The organism is Mycobacterium sp. NGS68 (assembly GCF_059812195.1).
This window is the reverse complement of the sequence record NZ_JCALCE010000019.1, coordinates 26657-45823: the sequence shown is the minus strand read 5'-3', so window position 1 is coordinate 45823 and position 19167 is coordinate 26657. Positions and strand designations below refer to the sequence as shown.

Annotated in this window: 17 protein-coding genes; 7 read left to right on the top strand and 10 right to left on the bottom strand. The window is 69.3% G+C overall.

All coding sequences use genetic code 11. The features are described 5' to 3' along the window. Nucleotides 1-31: 31 nt before the first annotated feature. The 3 genes from sucT to AC5Y5V_RS20265 form a co-directional block, all read right to left on the bottom strand. The gene (sucT, locus tag AC5Y5V_RS20275) at nucleotides 32-2197 is read right to left on the bottom strand and encodes an acetyltransferase SucT (protein ID WP_499939029.1); all 2166 of its coding nucleotides are present in this window, start codon (nucleotides 2195-2197) and stop codon (nucleotides 32-34) included. A gap of 108 nt (nucleotides 2198-2305) precedes the next feature. Then, the gene (ripD, locus tag AC5Y5V_RS20270) at nucleotides 2306-3070 is read right to left on the bottom strand and encodes an NlpC/P60 family peptidoglycan-binding protein RipD (RefSeq protein ID WP_499939026.1); all 765 of its coding nucleotides are present in this window, start codon (nucleotides 3068-3070) and stop codon (nucleotides 2306-2308) included. 289 nt (nucleotides 3071-3359) lie between these two features. Continuing rightward, on the bottom strand, nucleotides 3360-3806 hold the full coding sequence (locus tag AC5Y5V_RS20265; protein WP_499939022.1) for a hypothetical protein: 447 nt from the start codon (nucleotides 3804-3806) through the stop codon (nucleotides 3360-3362). A gap of 254 nt (nucleotides 3807-4060) precedes the next feature. Between AC5Y5V_RS20265 and AC5Y5V_RS20260 the strand changes: the two genes are divergently transcribed. From AC5Y5V_RS20260 to AC5Y5V_RS20245, 4 genes are read left to right on the top strand one after another with little or no spacing between them, the layout of a single operon-like run. Further along, nucleotides 4061-5365 (top strand): adenosylmethionine--8-amino-7-oxononanoate transaminase, encoded by a 1305-nt coding sequence (locus AC5Y5V_RS20260; RefSeq protein WP_499939020.1) that lies wholly within the window; start codon nucleotides 4061-4063, stop codon nucleotides 5363-5365. Between the two features lie 6 nt (nucleotides 5366-5371). Next, nucleotides 5372-6505, top strand: a complete 1134-nt coding sequence (locus tag AC5Y5V_RS20255) for an 8-amino-7-oxononanoate synthase (RefSeq protein ID WP_499939017.1) — start codon at nucleotides 5372-5374, stop codon at nucleotides 6503-6505. After that, nucleotides 6502-7176 carry a dethiobiotin synthase gene (bioD, locus tag AC5Y5V_RS20250; RefSeq protein ID WP_499939015.1) on the top strand — a complete coding sequence of 225 codons (675 nt, stop codon included), beginning with the start codon at nucleotides 6502-6504 and terminating at the stop codon, nucleotides 7174-7176. The genes AC5Y5V_RS20255 and bioD overlap by 4 nt, the downstream gene beginning before the upstream one ends. Next, nucleotides 7176-7688: a 2'-5' RNA ligase family protein gene (locus tag AC5Y5V_RS20245; RefSeq protein ID WP_499939013.1), complete on the top strand. Its 513-nt coding sequence runs from the start codon at nucleotides 7176-7178 to the stop codon at nucleotides 7686-7688. Before bioD ends, AC5Y5V_RS20245 begins: the two co-directional genes overlap by 1 nt. Before the next feature lie 253 nt (nucleotides 7689-7941). Here AC5Y5V_RS20245 and AC5Y5V_RS20240 read toward each other — a convergent pair whose 3' ends face one another. From AC5Y5V_RS20240 to AC5Y5V_RS20215, 6 genes are all read right to left on the bottom strand, one after another. Then, complete coding sequence (locus AC5Y5V_RS20240) at nucleotides 7942-9327, bottom strand: mechanosensitive ion channel domain-containing protein (RefSeq protein WP_499939011.1); 1386 nt, start codon at nucleotides 9325-9327, stop codon at nucleotides 7942-7944. Continuing rightward, nucleotides 9324-11477, bottom strand: coding sequence for an adenylate/guanylate cyclase domain-containing protein (locus AC5Y5V_RS20235; RefSeq protein WP_499939190.1), 2154 nt, complete (start codon nucleotides 11475-11477; stop codon nucleotides 9324-9326). The genes AC5Y5V_RS20240 and AC5Y5V_RS20235 overlap by 4 nt, the downstream gene beginning before the upstream one ends. Nucleotides 11478-11547: 70 nt before the next feature. After that, nucleotides 11548-12918: a hypothetical protein gene (locus AC5Y5V_RS20230; protein ID WP_499939009.1), complete on the bottom strand. Its 1371-nt coding sequence runs from the start codon at nucleotides 12916-12918 to the stop codon at nucleotides 11548-11550. Further along, nucleotides 12915-13274 carry a hypothetical protein gene (locus AC5Y5V_RS20225; protein WP_499939007.1) on the bottom strand — a complete coding sequence of 120 codons (360 nt, stop codon included), beginning with the start codon at nucleotides 13272-13274 and terminating at the stop codon, nucleotides 12915-12917. Before AC5Y5V_RS20225 ends, AC5Y5V_RS20230 begins: the two co-directional genes overlap by 4 nt. Next, on the bottom strand, nucleotides 13274-15100 hold the full coding sequence (locus tag AC5Y5V_RS20220; protein WP_499939005.1) for a hypothetical protein: 1827 nt from the start codon (nucleotides 15098-15100) through the stop codon (nucleotides 13274-13276). The genes AC5Y5V_RS20225 and AC5Y5V_RS20220 overlap by 1 nt, the downstream gene beginning before the upstream one ends. A gap of 93 nt (nucleotides 15101-15193) precedes the next feature. Next, on the bottom strand, nucleotides 15194-15361 hold the full coding sequence (locus AC5Y5V_RS20215) for a hypothetical protein (protein ID WP_499939003.1): 168 nt from the start codon (nucleotides 15359-15361) through the stop codon (nucleotides 15194-15196). A 179-nt stretch (nucleotides 15362-15540) separates the two neighbouring features. On the opposite strand from AC5Y5V_RS20215, the gene bioB reads away from it, so the two are divergent. The 3 genes from bioB to AC5Y5V_RS20200 all read left to right on the top strand — a co-directional run bounded on the left by bioB (nucleotide 15541) and on the right by AC5Y5V_RS20200 (nucleotide 17543). After that, on the top strand, nucleotides 15541-16590 hold the full coding sequence (gene bioB / locus AC5Y5V_RS20210; protein WP_499939001.1) for a biotin synthase BioB: 1050 nt from the start codon (nucleotides 15541-15543) through the stop codon (nucleotides 16588-16590). A gap of 15 nt (nucleotides 16591-16605) precedes the next feature. Beyond that, nucleotides 16606-16833, top strand: coding sequence for a biotin synthase auxiliary protein BsaP (gene bsaP, locus AC5Y5V_RS20205; RefSeq protein WP_499938999.1), 228 nt, complete (start codon nucleotides 16606-16608; stop codon nucleotides 16831-16833). A 110-nt stretch (nucleotides 16834-16943) separates the two neighbouring features. After that, nucleotides 16944-17543 carry a DUF2567 domain-containing protein gene (locus tag AC5Y5V_RS20200; protein ID WP_499939188.1) on the top strand — a complete coding sequence of 200 codons (600 nt, stop codon included), beginning with the start codon at nucleotides 16944-16946 and terminating at the stop codon, nucleotides 17541-17543. Here AC5Y5V_RS20200 and AC5Y5V_RS20195 read toward each other — a convergent pair. Beyond that, complete coding sequence (locus AC5Y5V_RS20195; protein WP_499938997.1) at nucleotides 17538-18878, bottom strand: lipase family protein; 1341 nt, start codon at nucleotides 18876-18878, stop codon at nucleotides 17538-17540. The two genes, AC5Y5V_RS20200 and AC5Y5V_RS20195, sit on opposite strands and share 6 nt — an antisense overlap. Nucleotides 18879-19167: the final 289 nt, after the last annotated feature.

Sequence of the window (19167 nt, the reverse complement as noted above, 5' to 3'; positions counted from 1 at the left end):
TTATCGGGGTCTCCTCAGCGCGGCAGGTTGGTTACCACCAACCGGTGGCCGCGGCGATCTGTCGGCCCAGTTCGGGTGCCAGGGTGCGGACGTAGGTGGGGGACAGGTGGTGCGCGCCGTGGTAGATGAGCACGTTTCCCTCGACGGGACGGCAGACGTCGGGCCGGCAGATCGCGTCGGACATGTCCAGCGGCTTGAGCAGCGGGAACCGCTCGACGAAGTCGAGGGTGGGATTGCGGTCGACGAGCAGGTCAGAACGTTTGATCGAACACGACTCCGCGTCGCCCTTCTTGGCCAGACAGTCCGCGGGATCGAACGGCTTGCCGTCCTTGACCAGCCACGGCGTGTCACGCATGGCGAGGACCGGAATGTGGTTGTCGGACAACGTCTGCCAGATTCCAATGTACGTGGCAGGCATCACATCGCCTTTTTTGATGTTCCACGGGCGTGTCGAGGTGGTGAAGACGTAGTCGGGGCGGTCGGTGACCAGCTTGCTCATCACCGTCTGCACCCACTCGCGGCACTGCGGGTAGGTGGCGTTGTTGCCCATGATCAGCGGGACTTCCTCGGTGGACAGCGGGCAACCCATCTTCAGGTAAGTGACCACCTTGAAGTGGTGGTTGCGCCCGAGCAGGTCCAGCGCGGTCAGCCAGTGTTCCGCGTGGGATCCGCCGGCCAGCGCGATGGTCCGCGTGGCGTCCACGTCGCCGTAGGTGCAGTTGACCACCGCCGGGTTGACGAAGTCGCTGATGCAGCCGTCCCTGGTGGTGGCCGGCAGGTCCTCCTTGATCTCCAGGACCGTGGGCCGCATCTTCAGCTCGGGCACCCGCACGTGCGCGGTGAGCGCGAGGGCGCCCGGATAGTCGTGGGGGTTGAGGCCCGTCAGCTCCTTGCCGGAGGCGCGTTCCTCGCTGAGGTGCTCACGCCAGGTGAACGACGTCGCGGTCAGGGTGACGCCCAGCAGTACGACCGCGGAGCCCAGCGCCATCGTCGGGCGGCGCATCCGCACCCGCCAGGGGATCGGCGCGGCGGTCTCGATCGGTGCGGCCGCCGCGGAGCTCGCGGGCTTCCGGACTCGCAGCGGGTCTTCGACCAGCCGAGTGGTCAGGTAGGCCAGGACGCCGGACACCAGCAGCACCGCCGTGCCCTCGAGGAAGTTGGCGTGCGGGTGGCCGGTGTAGGAGAGCCAGAAGATCAGCAGCGGCCAGTGCCACAGGTACAGCGAGTACGCCATCGCACCCAGCGTCACCAGGGGCCCGGCCGCCAGGAGCCGATTCGGCAGGGGCTGCCGCTCGCCGTCCCCGAGGTTGGCCCCGGCCAGGATCATCAGCATCGTGGCCCCGACGGGCACCAGGGCCCACGGGCCCGGGAATTCCTTGACGCCGTCGATCAGGGCACCGCAGGACAGGATCGCCGCCAGCCCGACCGTCGCCAGGACGGTGCGCAACCACATCGGCCAGCGGACCTGGGTGACCAGCGCCCCGACCAGCGCACCCAGCAGCAGTTCCCACGCCCGCGCGAAGCTGTTGTAGTACGCGTTCGCCTGGTTGGCGTTGTGAGCGATGATCGCGTAGACGAACGACGCCACCGTCAGCGCACTGAGCAACACCACGAACAGGGTCCGCAGGTGCCGGCCGAGCAGACCGCGAAACAGGTAGGCGCAGCCGGCGATCAGCAGCAGGAACGCGATGTAGAACTGCCCCTGCACCGACATGGACCAAATGTGCTGCAAGGGGCTGACGGCCTCGCCCGCGCGCAGGTAGTCCGACGCCGAGTTGGCCAGCTCCCAGTTCTGGTAGTAGCCCAGGCTGGCCAGGCTCTGGTTGGCGAACGTCTCCCACCGGGTCTCCGGCTGCACGTACACGGTCAGCAGCGCGCACCCGGCCAGCACCACGACCAGGGCCGGAACCAGCCGTCGAACCAGCCGCGCCACCTCCGCGGGCGGATTCAGCGAGACCACCGGGTTGAGGGCGGCGCGCAGCAGCTTGCCGCCGAAGAAGAACCCGGACAGCGCCAGGAACACGTCGACGCCACCTGACACCCGGCCGAACCAGACGTGGAACATCGCGACCAGAGCGATCGCGATGCCGCGCAAGCCGTCGAGGTCATGGCGGTAAAAGCCGGCCGACCCCGCGGTTGCCTGAGCGGCCGGCTTCGCGACGGCAGCCGGCGGGCGGGGCGGGGACAGGTTGAGCATCAAGGGACTAATTTACCCAAAACCCGCCACTCGCTCCCTCGCTGAGCAGCAGCGAGTCGTTTTGAGCAAGTGGCGGGCTAGTCCACCAGTGCCGAGGAGTGATGGAAATTACCGTGTCGTGGGGATGATGGCGGGCTGCAGCGGCGCCGCCGGCTGGGCCGGTACCAGCTGCAACGGGCCCGACGGCTGCGCCGGAACCAGCTGCAGAGGAGCGGTCTGAGTCGGCGGGACCTGCTGCAGGGGTGCCTGTGGGGCGGGCGTCTGCAGGGGTGCCTGCTGGGCGGGTACCTGCTGCAGCGGTGCCTGCTGTGCGGGAGCCTGTTGCTGCAGCGGCGCCTGCGCCTGGGGCAGCGGAGTCGTCGGGACTCCGAGCACCCGGACCAGGTAGGGCGTCATGCCGCTGGTCCGCACCGGCGAGACCTGGACGACGTCGCCCACCTCCAGCATCTGGTTGTTGCCGAGGTACATCGCGACGCTCTGGGTGCCTTCGGGGCCGTAGAAGATCAGGTCGCCCTTGCGGGCCTGCTGCGGCAGCACCTTCTGACCGACCCGGTACATCTGGCCGGAGGAACGCGGCAGCTTGAGGCCCGCTCCGGCGTAGGCGTACTGCATCAGGCCGGAGGCGTCGAAGCCGACGGTCATGGCGCCCGTGCCGGTGCCGCGGCTGGGGCCGTTGACCCCGCCGCCGGCCCAGGAGAACGGCACGCCGCGCTGCGACAGGCCGCGCGCGACCACGACGTCGGTGACCTGTTGGTAGTCCATCGGCCGGGCACCCGGGTCGGCGGCCGCGAGAGCGGGTCCGACAACTATCGGGGCCGCCATCGGGGCCACCGTCATCGCCAGGCCGATTGCGAAGGCGTAGATGCGTTTCATTCTGTTTCACCCTCTCTTGGGGTCTCGTGCCTCGGCGCTGTGACTGCGCGTCGGTCGCCGTTGCATGACTTGCGCGACGACCGCCTCATCGGGGCCCGGCGGGGGTTAACCCGTCGTAGTCACACCAGTCACTACAGACACTTTGACAACATGCGCAAGAGAGGGCCAGAGCTGCGCGGGATTATTTGTACGAATGAGATCGGACGGTGACTGCCTAAACGAAACTTGGTTGCGCAGTTGTGATTTCGGTCTCAACCGAGTGTGCGTTAGGGCCTGCGTCACAGCGGCGTCAGTGCCAATATCGTTCGCTGAATGTTGTCAGAGCGTAGCCAGCCAACGAGCTGACCATGAGGACTCCGGCGGAGATGATCGGCCAGAAATACATGTGCCAGCCGCGGACGAGCGACACGATCGGCCCGATCGCGGCCGCGGTGACCGCCGCACCGATACCGCCCCACATCACCGGAAAGATGTATTGATCCGCGCCGAACGGCACCAGCCCGCAGGTGCCGTCGGTGCAGGCGTCGGCGGCGAAGCCGAACATCCGCGACGGCAGGGTGGTCGTCGTCGCGACGACGACTAGCAGCGAGAGCAGCGCACACGTGCAGGCCACGTCCCAGGCGTCGATTCGCAGGTAGATGGTCCGCGGCTCGCGCTCGTCGGTGTGCGGGGGCTCGTCGGGCACCGGCGGGTCACCGGTGTCGGGGGACTCGTCGGACTGCTGCGGCGAAGCCATGCCGGTAGATGCTTCCCGATGGCCGGGATTTGCGCGACCCGTATCGGTGATCGCCGGTGTGATTCCGCCCAGAGCACCTGCGCGCCCGGCCGCTCCTTCTCGAGACATAAACCACGCACATCCCAGGCGGCGTGTCGTGTGCGTGGTTTAAGTGTCGCGGTATCCGCGGCGGCAAGCGCGAGCCGCCCGTGCGGGGCGGAGTCTGACCGCTACGAGTCCCGGCCGGCCTGGGCGCTGCTCTACCCTCGTCTCCTATGTCCGCGGCGACACCCGGGTTGACGCCCGAGCAGATCAGCGCGATCGACGCCGCCCACCTGTGGCACCCCTACAGCACGATCGGGTCCGAAGCCGTGGCGCCCGTCGTCGCCGTCGCCGCCCGTGGCGCGTGGCTGACGCTGATCCGCGACGGCTCACCGGTCGAGGTGCTCGACGGCATGAGCTCCTGGTGGACCGCGATCCACGGGCACGGCCACCCGGTGCTGGACGCGGCGCTGACCCGCCAGCTCGGCGTCATGAACCACGTCATGTTCGGCGGTCTCACCCACGAGCCGGCGGCGCGGTTGGCGCAGCTGCTGGTCGACATCACCCCGACAGGTCTCGAGACCGTCTTCTTCAGCGACTCCGGCTCGGTGTCGGTCGAGGTCGCCGTCAAGATGGCGCTGCAGTACTGGCGCGGCCGCGGCGCGCCCGGCAAGCACCGGCTGATGACCTGGCGCGGCGGCTACCACGGCGACACCTTCACGCCGATGAGCGTCTGCGACCCCGACGGCGGGATGCACTCGCTGTGGACCGACATCCTGGCCGCCCAGGTGTTCGCCCCGCAGGTACCCCGCGACTACGACCCCGGCTATAGCGCGGCGTTCGAGGCGCAACTGGCCCGGCACGCGGACGAGCTGGCGGCCGTCGTCGTCGAACCCGTCGTACAGGGTGCCGGTGGGATGCGCTTCCACGACCCGCGCTACCTGACCGACCTGCGCGAGGCATGCCGCCGGCACGACGTGCTGTTGGTGTTCGACGAGATCGCCACCGGGTTCGGGCGTACGGGCGAGCTGTTCGCCGCCGACCACGCCGGGGTGAGCCCGGACATCATGTGCGTCGGCAAGGCGCTGACCGGCGGATACCTCAGCCTGGCCGCCACGCTGTGCAGCACCGACGTCGCGCACACGATCAGCACCGGCGAGGCCGGCGCGCTGATGCACGGGCCCACGTTCATGGCCAATCCGCTGGCCTGTGCGGTATCGGTGGCCAGCGTCGAACTGCTGCTCGCTCAGGACTGGCGCGCGCGGGTGGCCGAGATCGCCGCCGGGCTGACGGCCGGCCTGGAACCCGCGCGGGGCCTGCCCGCGGTCACCGACGTCCGGGTCTGCGGCGCCATCGGCGTCATCGAATGCGACCGGGCCGTCGACCTGGCCGTCGCCACCCCGGCGGCGCTGGACCGCGGCGTCTGGTTGCGGCCGTTTCGCAACCTGATCTACGCGATGCCGCCCTACATCTGCGCGCCCGACGAGATCGCCCGGATCACCTCCGCGATGGTAGAGGTCGCGCGACTCGTAGGCTGAGCGTCGATGAAGACGCAGATCGACTCGCCGCTGGCCTGGCTGGCGGAGGTGGAGCAGCAACGCCGCGCGGCCGGGTTGCGCCGCTCGCTGCGGCCCCGGCCGCCCGTCGCGACCGAGCTTGATCTGGCGTCCAACGACTACCTCGGCCTGTCCCAGCACCCCGAAGTCATCGACGGCGGCGTCGCGGCGCTGCGTACCTGGGGCGCCGGCTCCACCGGATCGCGCCTGGTCACCGGCGACACCGAGCTGCACCAGGAGTTCGAAGCCGAGCTCGCCGACTACGTCGGCGCGTCGACCGGACTGCTGTTCTCCTCGGGGTACACGGCCAATCTGGGTGCCGTCGTCGCGCTGTCGGGCCCCGGCTCGCTGCTGGTGTCCGATGCCTATTCGCACGCGTCGCTGGTGGATGCCTGCCGGCTGTCCCGGGCGCGGGTGGTCGTGACGCCGCACCGCGACGTCGACGCCGTCGACGCGGCCCTGGACTCACGCGACGAGGAACGCGCCGTCGTCGTCACCGACTCGGTGTTCAGCGCCGACGGCACGCTGGCCCCGGTCCGCGAGCTGCACGACATGTGCCGCCGGCACCGCGCGCTGCTCATGGTCGACGAGGCGCACGGCCTCGGGGTGCGCGGCGGCGGGCGGGGCCTGGTCCACGAGCTGGGTCTGGCCGGGGCGCCCGACCTGGTGCTCACCACGACGATGTCCAAGGCGCTGGGCAGCCAGGGCGGCGTCGTGCTGGGGCCACAGGCGGTCCGCGACCACCTGATCGACGCGGCCCGACCATTCATCTTCGACACCGGGCTGGCCCCCGCCGCCGTCGGCGCGGCCCAGGCCGCGCTGCGCGTCCTCAAGGCCGAGCCTTGGCGGCCCGACGCCGTGCTGTCCCACGCTGCCCGGCTGGCCCGGGCGTGCGACGTGCCCGACGTGCCCGCGTCGGCGGTGGTGTCGGTGATCCTGGGCGATCCGGACGTGGCACTGGCCGCCGCGACGGCCTGCCTGGACGCTGGCGTGCGGGTGGGCTGCTTTCGGCCCCCGACGGTGCCGGCCGGCACGTCGCGGCTGCGGCTGTCCGCGCGCGCGTCCCTGGACGCCGCCGAGCTGGAACTGGCCGAACGCGTGCTTGCCGGGGTGCGCCGTTGACGGTCCTGGTCATCACCGGGACCGACACGGGGGTCGGCAAGACGATCGCCACCGCCGCATTGGCGTCGGCCGCCCGTCAGGCCGGCATCGACGTCGCGGTGTGCAAGCCCGCGCAGACCGGCACCGCGGACGGTGACGACGACCTCGCCGAAGTCGGCCGACTGTCCGGAGTGACCCAGCTCGTCGGGCTGGCCCGCTACCCGCTGCCGATGGCGCCCGCCGCGGCGGCCGAGCGCGCCGGAGCGACATTGCCGACCCGCGACGAGCTGGTGAGCCTCGTCCGTGGGCTGGATAGTCCCGGGAGGCTGACGTTGGTGGAAGGAGCCGGCGGCCTGCTGGTGGAAATCGGCGACGGCGGTGTCACCCTGCGTGATCTCGCCGCCGACCTCGGCGCCGCGGCGCTGGTCGTGGTCGCCGCGGGCCTGGGCACCCTCAACCACACCGCGCTCACGCTGGAAGCGCTTGCCGCCCGGGCGATTCCGTGTAGCGGGCTGGTGATCGGCAGCTGGCCTTCGCGGCCGGGCGTGGTGGAGACCTCCAATCGCGCCGCGCTTCAGCGGCTGGTTCCGGTGCGGGCCGCGCTGCCTGCCGGTGCCAGTCGCAGCACGGACTTCGCGGGCCTGAGCGCGGCCTCGTTCGAGCGCGACTGGGTGACGGCGCTGGTGCGTTGATGGTGCATTCGATCGAGCTGGTCTTCGACCGCGACACCGAGGCCGCGATCCGCCGCATCTGGGAGGAGCTGGCCGGCGCCGGGATCCCCAGCCAGGCCCCGGCCAGCCGGCCCCACGTGACGCTGGCCGTCGCCGAGCGCATCGACCCCGCCGTCGACCAGCTGCTGCGGCCCGTCGCGGCCGGATTGCCGCTGCGGGCGACGGTCGGGGCGCCCGTGCTGTTCGGCCGCGCCAACGTCGTCTTCGCCCGCCTGATCGTGCCGACGAGCGAGCTGCTGGCCCTGCACGCCGAGGTGCATCGGCTCTGCCGGCCGCACCTGTCGCCCGCGCCGATGGCCAACAGCCTGCCCGGGCAGTGGACCGGGCACACGACACTCGCGAGGCGGATCGGCGGACCCCAGCTGGGCCGGGCGCTGCGCATTGCGGGCCGGCCGACCCAGCTCGACGGCCGCTTCGCCGGCCTGCGCCGCTGGGAGGGCAACAAACGCGCCGAGCACCCGATCACGGGGTAGGCCGCCAGCGCAGGCTCGATGTATACGCCGGCGGCTAGAGTGTCCGCGCGACAAGCTGTCGCTCGAAGGCGGGCAAGACGCCAGAAACCGGCCCAGCGCCGGCGCGAGAGTCCCCAAAATCCACGCCCCAACGGCAATTTCACACAAATTTGAGCGCCCTCGCGGACAGGCGCCGGGCCGGGACAGGCGCCGGCCCGGATAGGCGCCGCGCCGTCGCGAGTGTGCACACGCCGAGGCCGGCTCGAGGGCCGGCTTAAGCCGGCTGTGTCACCTGGTGCACCCGGGCACGTCGGTCGTCGATCGCGCGGCCCAGATCCTGCAATAGCAACGGCTTGCTCGTCACCAGGTCGACGACGTGTTCGCGGGCGACTTCCAGCGCGGTCACCTCGTCGATGGCCCGCGCGTCGGCCAGGTTGGGCTGCCGGGTCAGCGCGGTCGCGCCCAGGAACGAGCCTTCATCCAGCGTGCCGACCACGGCAACCGAGCCGTCCTCGCAGACGGCGGTCAGTCGCACGCTGCCGGCGATCAGGAACGTCATCTTGTCGGGCACCCGATCGGCGCGCTCGACCAACTCGTTCGTTCCGTAGCGAACGATTCGCGCGTGGGACCCCACGATCCGCTGATCCGCCTGGCTCAGCCGCAGTGCCGGCGCCACCACCGTCCGCAACGCCTTCTCGACGTTCTCGGGCGTCGAGACGTCGTCGTCGGCGCCGTCGAGGTGCAGGCCGGCGCGGCGGGCCGCGTACCAGAGCCACCGCAGAAAAGTGGCCTGCGCGGCCGAGTCGTCGGCCGGCGACGTCAACCCGATCGTGACGCGGTACTCGGCGCCGCCGGCGGGCGTCGACGCCGCCGCGACGTCCGGCTTGCGCTGCGGCAGCGCGTCGGCGACCTGCGATAGCAGCGCGCACACCCGGTCGGGCGGGTCAGCCTCCGAAAAGGTGGTCGTGATTGTCAGCTGATGCCCGCCGGGCGGGCGGCTGAGGTTGGTGAACGACGTGGTGGCGAGCACTGAGTTCGGGGTGATCTGCAGCCCGCGCCCAGTTTGAATGTGGACCGAACGCCAGTTCGCCTCCACGATCCGGCCCTTGGCGGCGGGGGTATCCAGCCAGTCGCCGATCCGGAACGGCTGCTCGAACAACATGAACAGGCCCGAGACGATCTGGCCGACGGAGTTCTGCAGCATCAGACCGATGACCACCGACGTCACGCCCAGCGCGGTGAACAGGCCGGCGACGCGCACGCCCCAGACATAGGACAGGACGACCGCCAGACCGGCGCCGATCAGCAGGAACCGGGTGACGTCGAGGAAGATGCCCGGGACCCGCTGCCGCCAGGACCCCTGCGGCGCGTCCTCGAACACCGTCGCGTTCAGCCCGGACAGCAACAACACCAGCACCACGAAGCCGAACACCGTCGCCAGCACCCGCACCGAGGTGAAGTTGGAGGGCGTGCCCGCCACCCGCACGAGCAGCACCAACAGCGCCCCGAGCGGAACCACGAAATTGCGCAGCAGCAGAACCGGCCGCGCGAGCGGGCTGTCGTTGCGGGCCAGGCTGTGTTGCCACTCGGTGAACGCGATCAACAGCAGCGGCAGGCCCACCACCACGCCGGTGGCCCACCAGAAGGCAGACGGACTCATTGCACCTCCGAGAGTCGCCAGATTTGCACTTCCGTACCGCCGACGGTGATGGTGCCCGCGGACGTGAACTGCCGGATATCGCGCATCACCTCGTACACCTGCGACGTCACGTAGATTCCAGATTCGTTTGTGCTGCCCCGCATCTGGTGGGCCAGGTTGACCGAGGCGCCCCACATGTCGTAGACGATGCTGCTGCGCCCGACGAGTCCGCTGATCACGTTGCCCGTGTTGATGCCGGCGCGCAGTCCCAGGTGGTAGCCCGTCTTGCTGTTGAAGCGCTCGATGATGGCCTGCATCTCCCCGGCGAATTCGACGGTGCGGTGCACGCTGTCCAGCCGCGGGAAGTTCAGGCCGCAGCTGGCCAGGTAGCCGTTGTGCAGGGTGCGAATCGGTTCGACGCCAAGCGCTTCCGCGGCGGCGTCGAGCTCCCGGATCAGGTCGTCGACGATGCCTACCAATTCGTTGCCGCCGAGCCGGCTGGAGATCTCGTCGAGGCCCACGAAGTCGGCGAAGATGACGGTGACGTCCTGGTGCTCCTGGGCGATCGTCTGTTCGCCCTCGCGATAGCGTTGCGCCACCGGCTCGGGCATCAACGACGCGAGCAGTCGGTCGTTCTCCTTGCGCTGTTCGGTCAGCAGATCCTCCTTGATCTGCAGGCTGCGGCTCATGTCGTTGAAAGCGTCGGTGAGTTCGCCGATTTCGTCGCGCGACGTCACCGGGATCGCGACGTTGTAGTCGCCGGCGCTGATCTTCTGGGTCCCGGCCTGTAGCCGCCGAATGGGCCGCACAAAGACCTGCGCGGCCAGCAGTGCTCCCACGCAGATCACGAAAACCATTGCCCCCGTGGCTATGACCAGTTGCTGGCTGAGCGAGGAAAAACGCGCGTTGGCTTCGTTCGTTTCTCTGGACGCCAGGATCGCCCAGTGCAGGTTGGAATTCGGCAGCGTCAACGGGGCGTAGGCCACCAATTCCCGACGGCCGAGGTAATCGATGTCGATCATGACGCCGGTCTCGCCGCGTTGCGCGGCGTGGGCGGCGGTCGACGCGACCGGCTGCACGAGCGTGGTTCCGCGCCATCGGATCGCCTGGTCGACGATGTCGGCGCGGGTGCCCGCCGCGATCGCGTCGGCGCGGTACTTCTTCGGGTCTTCGAGAAAGACTCGCGAATCGGAGCGCATCAAGTTGTCCGGACCGGCGAGAATCGTCTCGCCCGTCTCGCCCATGCCGACGTCTTTCCAATGCTGGTCGGCGGTCATGATGCGGTTGATCTTGGAGATCGGCAGGGGCAGCGCAATTACCCCGGCCGCTCTGCCCGGCGCGCCGATCGGTGCCACCAGCCACGCGATTGGTGCGCCGAGTTGCGGCTGGTAGGGCGCGAAGTCGGTCATCCAGACGAAATTCGTGGTGTTGGCCGCCATCGCCCGCTCGAAGGCGCCCTTGAGGTTGGACTGCCGGAACGGGCCGGTGAGGATGTTGGTGCCGAGCGTGACGCCTTTGCGCACGTTGTACACGACGTTGCCGCGGGGATCGAGCAGCAACGCGTCGCGGTATTCGAACCGGGTCGCCACTTCGCGGAAATAGCCGTTGAACCGGGCGTTGGCGGCCGACCAGGCGCTTCCGTCGAGGGCATCGCCGATCTCGGCGGGGTTCGGCGCCACCGTGTAGTGCGCCTGCAGATATCGCTGCGCGTTGCCGCTCGGGAGCACGGCGCCTAGATCCAGTTTCGTGCCCGTGCTGTTCTCGAAGGGCTTGATCATCCTGTCGTTGTAGAAGTTGACCAGAGCCTGTTGCTTCGCCTCGTCGATGGGCGCGTTCGCCAGCTGCTCAAAACCCGCGCTGAACGCCTGCACCGCGTCCAGCGTGGTCGACCCGCGGCTGTAGAGGATCAGCGAGTCCGCGAGATCGGAGAACAGCGTCTCCACGGCCCGCTTCTGCGATTCACGCAGCTGGGTCACCTGCTCGAAGGCCGACGGCAGCAGCGCTTTGCGTGCGGCGCTGTAGCCGACCGCCCCGATCACGCCCAACGACAGCAGGCTGGACACCAACAGCATCGCCATGACCTTGGACTGAATGCTCAGCCGAGAGAAGCCGGGCGGACGGCGCCAGCGTTTGCGGGCCGGAACTTTGTCCTCCGGGATTTCCTCCCGCATCAGCGGACCGGTCGACCGACGCGACGTCAATGGGCTTCCTCTCGTCAGCGGCTTGTCAGCGTCCAGCCTTTCAGCCGCCGAACAGCAAATACAACCCGGTGAAGGTGTAGCCGACCATGACCAGCATCATCGTCAGCTGACCTGTCAGCTGATGCCCGTCGGGCAGCAGCCGCAGCGCCTTGTCGTGCGCCGCGACCACCGCCACGATGTGCCCGATGACCACGCAGGAGACCTTGATGGTGGCCAGCACCGGCGGATGCATGGACAGCACGTAGGCGACGTGACAGTGGGCCAACCCGAGTAGGTTCCACCCGCGACCGAACGGGTCGGCCAGCGCGAACACCGTCTGCTGCCCGCGCTCCACCAGGTAGGTCAGGTAGTGCGCGAAGATGTAGCCCACCACGATCGGGATCAGCGAGTGCGCCATCTGGCCCGGCAAAGCCCGCCGCTGCTCGCGGTCCATGCCGCCCGTCGCCCGCGCGGCCAGCGAAAAGCTCACCGCGACCACCGAGATGAAGACGAGCAGGCCGACGGTGCGCAGCGCCGACGACGACACCGCCACCGGTACGCCGTGGGCCGCGCGGGCCATCCGGTCGGCGAGGCTGCGCCACGTCGGCGACGACGAGAAGCTGTCGAACGCCGTCGACCCCAGCAGCACCGCCAACACGGCGACGACGCCCGGCCGCACCGGCAGCGACGGCAGGTGGTCCAGCGGGTTGCCGACGACGATCCTGCCCGTCTCCGGGTCGCGGCGGAACGGGCACAGGCGGGACACCGCCATGCTGTACACGCCGAACGGGTCGGCGCGGGCCAGCCAGCGCTGGCCGCACAGCCAGGCGCCGATCAGCATCGCCGCGGCGTAGATCGCCAGCCACGCCTGCACCCACGGCAGCGACGCCGAATCCGGGCTGGCCAGCTCCATCCAGACGAACGCGAACAGACCCACCGCCGCGGGCCGGTAGCCCCAGCCCTGCGGATAGGTCAGCCGCGGCGCACCGCGGCGGGGCACGAACCGTCGCAGCAGCACGTACACCGTGCGCATCGGCGAGATCACCCGCCACACCGGCCCGAAGCACAGCGAAGCCGCCACCAGGCCGACCCACAGCAGCACGTAGAACACCCCGAGCAGGGCGTTCGACTGAGCCTGCGGGCCGTGCGGCCCCCAGATCCCGGCCGCGACCGCCCACAGTGCGAACACCAGCGCCACGCCGGCCGCCGCCCAGCGGGTGCCGCGGGCGTCGACGAAGGTGGTCAGCGCCGCCGGCAACGGGCGGCCGGGCTTGTCCGGATCGAACCGCGGCCGCTTCCATGCGAACGCCACCAGGGCAAACGTGAACGTCAGCGCCCACGCCGCGCCGACCATCGCAAAGGCGTAGGGGACCGGCAGATCGCCCGACCCGCCGAGACCGTGCGCCAGCACCACCGTGCCAGCGCGGGTCACGGGCGGACTTGAATGGTGGCGATCGTGTTCTTCAGGTGGTGCAGCTCGACTTCGACGTTGCCCGGCACGTCGACGCTGAACTGGAACGTCTGACCGGGTGCGGCCGCGACCGGGAACTTGTGGTCGGGCACCGAGTGCACGTGCAGCTCGTCGACGGCGTCGCTGCTGACCTTCAGCGTGATCTGCTCCTTCACCTTGGCCTGCAGCGTGGCGTTGGTGGGCTTGACCTGCCCGTTGGCGATGGTGATGTCGACGACCAAGCCGCCGGCGGGTGCCGGGCCGGACGACCCGCCGCACCCGGCCAGCGCCAAGGCCAGCACCCCCGTCACCGCCGCGAGGAAAACGCGCCGGGCCATCACGCCGCCCGCGGAGGGGCTTGCTCCTCCTCGACCGGCTCGGGCTCGATGACGGCGCCGTTGATGCGGCCCGCGCCCCACGTCAGCCCGGCGATCACCATCAGCGTGAAGATCAGCACCAGTATCGACCCCGCGACGTACAGCCAGCCCGGGGCGTTCGGGTCGCGTTCGCGCTGCAGGATGGTGATCTCCTGGACGAACGGCCGGGTGGTGTTCGCGAGCGCGGGCACCTCCGCGGCGGGAATGGCCTCGTCGGCGGGTTCGAAGATCGGCACCGCGGTCATGGTGTAGCCGTCCTGCAGCCGCAGCAGGGTCTTCCACGAGCCCCACACCGGAACGGGCTGGGTGGAGCGGTAGTGTCCCGGCCCGACCCGCTCGAGCCGATCGATCACCAGGCCCCGGTGGTTTTCCATCCGCCCCTGCCAGGACAGGATCGACAACCACTCCGGATGCTCGCTGACCAGATCCGGCGGGTTGATCTGGACGTCAGCCGACACCATGCGCCTGCCCGGCTCACTGGGCAGTTCGGTCAACGTGATGGTGGCGGTGTCCTTGCTCGGGACGACGATGTGCAGTCCGTTGGCCACGGCGCCGCCGATCACCAGCACAGTCGCCGCGACCACCGAGATGCCGATCGCGCGGCGGGGCAGCGGCTGGCCCGTGAGCACCATGCCCATCATTGCCCCGCACAGTCCCGCGAGAACGGCTACCGGCACCGCCATCAACAGCGCCTCGCCCCACATGTTCGTCGGCCACGGGTAGTGGTACACGGCGCCGATCCACAGCGACTCCAGCCACAGGCCCACGGTGCTCACACCCAGACCCGCGACCGCCCCGAACACCAGCGGGCGCTTGAACAGGGGAGTCAACGCCAGGAGTTCGACCACGATGGCGGGGCCGAGGTACAGCGGGAACCAGTTGATCGGCGCTGCCAAGACCGGCCCAACCAGGAACGCGACTCCACCGCGCAGGGCGATCGCGAACAGGGCCGCTATCACGGCCGCGCCGCGCCCCATAGTGATGCGAGGCACGACGAGTCCCACCGCCGCGACGAAGGCGATCATCATCGGCTGCAACACCAGCCGGAACTGCTCGACACCGAAGTCGTACTCGATCTGATAGACCGACAGACCGATCAGCAGGCCGCCGCACGACAAGTAGCGCAGGAATTTGACGAAGGGACGTTCTGCGATCTCTTCCTGCATCGCCCGGCTGCCCTCGTACTCGAGCATCAGCACCGCGAACAGCGAAAATCCCGCACCACCGATCATCATCAGGTGCGTCGGTCCCCACAGCGTGACGTCTTGCCCGAAGATGCGATGCCAGACGTCGTCGAGCGGGAAGCCGATCATCGCGTACAGCCCGCACCCGGCCATGAGCACACCCCCAACGGGTGCGTGCCAATTCTTGGTGATGCGCACCGGCGCCGGACCGGGACGGTCGAACGGCAGCACTATCGCGATCATGCCGGCCACGAAGACGCCGAACAGGCCGATGATGATGAAGTAGTGCGCGGGGTTGGCCAGCGGGCCGGGGTCCCGGCCGTTGCCGATGTGCCAGCTGACATCCCAGATGAATCCGAACAGCGCGCAGATGATCGACGTGGTGTACACGAGCACCGGCAGCGCCACCCAGGACGGGCGCTTGAACTTGACGCCCAGCCAGTCAGCGAATGTGGTTAGCCACGTCAGTCGATGGGTGCGATGCGCATGCCCAACCCAGAGCATGACCAGCGCTATCACCACCGCGGCGACCGACAACCCGATCACCTGGTCGAGTCCCGCGCCGCGTGCCGGCGGCGCTTCCGCAAGAACTGCAATCTCCATGGTTATCGCCTCTCAACCTGCCCGGAAACTGGTCGGCAACTCTCAACTTACTGTGAGGTAAGCATTGCTGGGTATGCCCCGCTCGGGTGGGCGTCAATCGTGCGATTTGTCGGCCGATTTGTCGTCAGTTCCGCCGCCGCGCCGGTCTTTGAGGGCGACGTACAGGATGACGCCGACGACGACTACTGCGGGCAGAAACGCCGGCAGCGCGAGCAGCAGCATGTGGTGCGCGAGGTATTGGACGTGCGGCTCAGTCACCATGGTCGTATACCCAGTGGCCTGCACGATTCTCCCGTCCGATCGGCCCACATTCCGTCTGCGTACGCGCGCACCGTTACCCTACTTTGAACACCGTTTAGTTCAGGCTGCCGACGATCGTGGGGCCGGCCGTGCGCCGATGCCGATGCTCGGCCACAGACAACGAAGCAGGGGAGAACCTGGTGACGCAAGCGCCGACGCGACCGATAACCGACGCCGGCCCGGATGGCATGCAAGATTCAGACATTCTGGCGGTGGCCCGCCGACAGGTGCTGGAACGCGGCGAGGGTCTGAGCAAGGACCAGGTCCTCGAAATACTGCGCTTGCCCGACGACCGGCTCGAGGACTTGCTGGCACTGGCCCACGACGTGCGGATGCGGCACTGCGGTCCCGAGGTCGAGGTTGAAGGCATCATCAGCCTGAAAACCGGGGGCTGCCCGGAGGACTGCCATTTCTGCTCGCAGTCGGGGCTCTTCAAGTCGCCGGTGCGCAGCGCCTGGCTGGACATCCCGAGCCTCGTCGAGGCGGCCAAGCAGACCGCCAAATCCGGTGCCACGGAGTTCTGCATCGTGGCGGCGGTGCGCGGCCCCGACGAGCGGCTGCTGGCCCAGGTCGCCGCCGGCATCGAAGCCATCCGCGACGAGGTCGACATCCAGATCGCGTGTTCGCTGGGCATGCTCAGCGCCGACCAGGTGGACCGGCTCGCGGAGATGGGCGTGCACCGCTACAACCACAACCTCGAGACGGCGCGCTCGTTCTTCACCAACGTTGTCACCACCCACACCTGGGAAGAGCGCTGGCAGACCCTGTCGATGGTGCGCGAGGCGGGCATGGAGGTGTGCTGCGGCGGCATCCTCGGCATGGGCGAGACGCTGGAGCAGCGCGCGGAGTTCGCCGCGGAGCTCGCCGAACTGGACCCCGACGAGGTGCCGCTGAACTTCCTCAATCCGCGGCCCGGAACCCCGTTCGGCGACCTCGAGGTGATGCCGGCCAGCGAAGCCCTCAAAGCGGTGGCCGCCTTCCGGCTCGCGTTGCCGCGCACCATGCTGCGCTTCGCCGGTGGCCGCGAGATCACCCTGGGTGACCTCGGCGCCAAGCAGGGCATCCTGGGGGGCATCAACGCCGTGATCGTCGGCAACTACCTGACCACCCTCGGCCGCCCGGCTGAGGCCGATCTCGAGTTGCTCGACGACCTGCAGATGCCGATCAAGGCGCTCAACGCCAGCCTGTAAGCGACAGTGGAAATCATGGTTCGCGAGCTGGGCGCTCCGGTCAGCGCCGGCGTCTACAACGTCTACACGGGCGAATTGGCCGGCAGCGCCAGCCCGACGGCCGCCCGGCTGGGCCTCGAGCCGCCCCGGTTCTGCGCGCAGTGCGGACGCCGCATGGTCGTGCAGGTGCGTCCCGACGGCTGGCACGCGCGCTGCTCGCGGCACGGTGAGGTGGACTCGGCGGACGCGGAGGCGCGGCGGTGACCGACCATTCCGGGCAGCAGCCCACGGCGCCCTGGACTTCCGCGGCGCCCTCGAATCCCGCGGCACCCTGGGGTCCTGCGGCGCCCGCCGTCGCTCCCCGCACGTCGCGATTGCGTGCGGCCACGATCGTCGTGGGGGGCCTCGCGCTCGCCGGGGCGTTGGTAGGCGCGCTATGGGCGTGGATCGTCCCGCCGATCCACGCGGTGGTGGCGCTCACGCGCGCGGGGGACCGCGTGCACGACTACCTGGGGACCGAATCCCAGCACTTCTTCGTCACGCCGACCCTGTTGATCGGCCTGCTCTGCGTGATCGCGGTCGTGGCCCCGGTGCTGCTGTGGCAGTGGCGGCAGCAGCGCGGGCCGGGGATCGTCGTCGCGCTTTTCGTCGGCCTGGTGGCCGCGGCCGCCCTCGCGGCGACCGTGGGCGCGGTGCTGGTCCGGATGCGCTACGGGGAACTGAACTTCGACGCCGTCTCGATTAGCCCGGAGCACCGGATTGCGTACGTCATCGAGGCGCCACCGGTGTTCTACGCCCAGAAGCCGCTGCAGGTCGCGGCGACGCTGCTGTGGCCCGCCAGCACCGCCTGCCTGGTCTACGCCGTGTTCGCGGCTGCGAGTGCGCGAGACGACCTGGGCGGCCTGCGTCCTGTGGCCGCTCAGCCGGTGGCATACGCCGCGCCGGCGCCGCCGCAGGCGGGCGCCGCGTCATAGCGGCTGGCGCTCGACCTTCCTACCGGTGATGACCTTGGCCGCAATCTTGGCCAGCCGCACCATGCCGGCGTAGGTCATCGGGTTGAACGCCGTGGGCCACGTGGTCCGGATGAGGTGGTCGGTCAGTGGCCGGCGGGCGAACCGGTCGGTGAGCCAGCGCAGCGTCATCGGGGCGGACAGCGGGTGCAGGAACATGTGCTCGTTGAACGCGTCGCGGTGGTAGGTGACGTCCGCGCCGCCGGCCGAATAGGCCTCGGCCAGGGTGTCGATGTCGTTCACGTCGATGACGTAGTCGTGCACGGCCTGCACGATCAAGACCGGCGGCGTCGGCACCGCGTGGCCGAGCCTGATGCGTTCGAAGACCTGCGCAATCTCCGGTCGCGACAGGGTGGCCTCCAGCGGCTCGTCGAGGTAGTCGCCCATGTTCTTGCCGGCCATCCTGACGACCGCGGCCGCCGTCGTCATCTTCTCCAGCGACTCGAGCAGGGTGCGGCCCTCTTCGTTGGTGTGCTCCTTGATGACCCGGTCCAGGTCCGGGTAGGCGTGCTGCAGTGCGGCAACCACCAACGCCGGCAATCCGGCCAGCAGACCGCCGTTGAGCCGACGGAAGGTGTTGCCCAGGTCGCCGACCGGCGAACCCAGCACCGCGCCGACGATGTCCAGTTCGGGCGCGTACTCGCCGCATACTTCTGCGGCCCACGCGCTGGCCAGCCCACCGCCCGAGTAACCCCACAGCCCGATCGGCGCCTCCGGGGTCAGCCCCGTGCGCTCCGAGTTCAGCGCCGCGCGGATACCGTCGAGGACCCGGTAGCCCGGCTCGAACGGCACGCCCCACATCCCGTGCAGACCCTCATGGTCGGGTACCGAGACCGCCCAGCCCTCGGCGACGGCGGCGGTCATCAGGAACAGCTCCAGCTGGCTGATCGAACCCAGGGCCTTCGCCCGCCGCCGCAGCGCGTACGAGGGAAAGCAGCGCGAGGACACCGCGTCGATCGCGCACTGATAGGACAGCAGGGGCATGACCTTGCCGGGAGCGCGCTCGGCCGGTGTGAGGACCGTGGTAGCCGATGCCTCCGGCTGGCCGTTGAGGTCCATCGTGCGGTACAGCAGCTGCGTGGCGGTGATGCGCTGCGGGATCAGACCCAGGAAGGCCAGTTCGACGTCACGCGAGCGCAGCACGGTGCCCGGCGCGGCGTGCTGGTAGCCCGGCGGTGGCTGGTAGAACGGGTCGTCGCAGGGGAGGAGCGGCCGTACTTTGCGCTGCAACTCTTCGTGTGGGGGGCGGCCGATCCACTCTGCGCCGGTCGCACCTGCCAGATTGCCGAGCTCAACCATTGAGACTCCCTTCTTGGCCATTCGGCATTCTCGCGGATGAACGGCCAGCGACCAAACCGCCACGGCGACGCGGCTTCGCCACTCACGATTAAGCGCCGGCACCCCGCCGGCGCGCATTTCTTAACGATTTCTTACCAATCTACCGTGACTGATGCCAGGCCCCGTGCGCAAATCGCGTGTCGCCCGTCACAAGGGGATAGATCGGTGCCGCCCCGGTTCGCTTTAGTGTCGGGTTAATGCACGGTTGACGCGGGTTTTCGTGCCTTGAGTCGACGCTGGGCGAGTCGAG

Bases quoted from the DNA above. Each gene is read 5' to 3' on its own strand.
- sucT (WP_499939029.1), bottom strand. From the start codon at position 2,197: ATGCTCAACCTGTCCCCGCCCCGCCCGCCGGCTGCCGTCGCGAAGCCG.
- ripD (WP_499939026.1), bottom strand. From the start codon at position 3,070: ATGAAACGCATCTACGCCTTCGCAATCGGCCTGGCGATGACGGTGGCC.
- AC5Y5V_RS20265 (WP_499939022.1), bottom strand. From the start codon at position 3,806: ATGGCTTCGCCGCAGCAGTCCGACGAGTCCCCCGACACCGGTGACCCG.
- AC5Y5V_RS20260 (WP_499939020.1), top strand. From the start codon at position 4,061: ATGTCCGCGGCGACACCCGGGTTGACGCCCGAGCAGATCAGCGCGATC.
- AC5Y5V_RS20255 (WP_499939017.1), top strand. From the start codon at position 5,372: ATGAAGACGCAGATCGACTCGCCGCTGGCCTGGCTGGCGGAGGTGGAG.
- AC5Y5V_RS20245 (WP_499939013.1), top strand. From the start codon at position 7,176: ATGGTGCATTCGATCGAGCTGGTCTTCGACCGCGACACCGAGGCCGCG.
- AC5Y5V_RS20240 (WP_499939011.1), bottom strand. From the start codon at position 9,327: ATGAGTCCGTCTGCCTTCTGGTGGGCCACCGGCGTGGTGGTGGGCCTG.
- AC5Y5V_RS20235 (WP_499939190.1), bottom strand. From the start codon at position 11,477: ATGCGGGAGGAAATCCCGGAGGACAAAGTTCCGGCCCGCAAACGCTGG.
- AC5Y5V_RS20225 (WP_499939007.1), bottom strand. From the start codon at position 13,274: ATGGCCCGGCGCGTTTTCCTCGCGGCGGTGACGGGGGTGCTGGCCTTG.
- AC5Y5V_RS20220 (WP_499939005.1), bottom strand. From the start codon at position 15,100: ATGGAGATTGCAGTTCTTGCGGAAGCGCCGCCGGCACGCGGCGCGGGA.
- AC5Y5V_RS20215 (WP_499939003.1), bottom strand. From the start codon at position 15,361: ATGGTGACTGAGCCGCACGTCCAATACCTCGCGCACCACATGCTGCTG.
- bsaP (WP_499938999.1), top strand. From the start codon at position 16,606: ATGGTTCGCGAGCTGGGCGCTCCGGTCAGCGCCGGCGTCTACAACGTC.
- AC5Y5V_RS20195 (WP_499938997.1), bottom strand. From the start codon at position 18,878: ATGGTTGAGCTCGGCAATCTGGCAGGTGCGACCGGCGCAGAGTGGATC.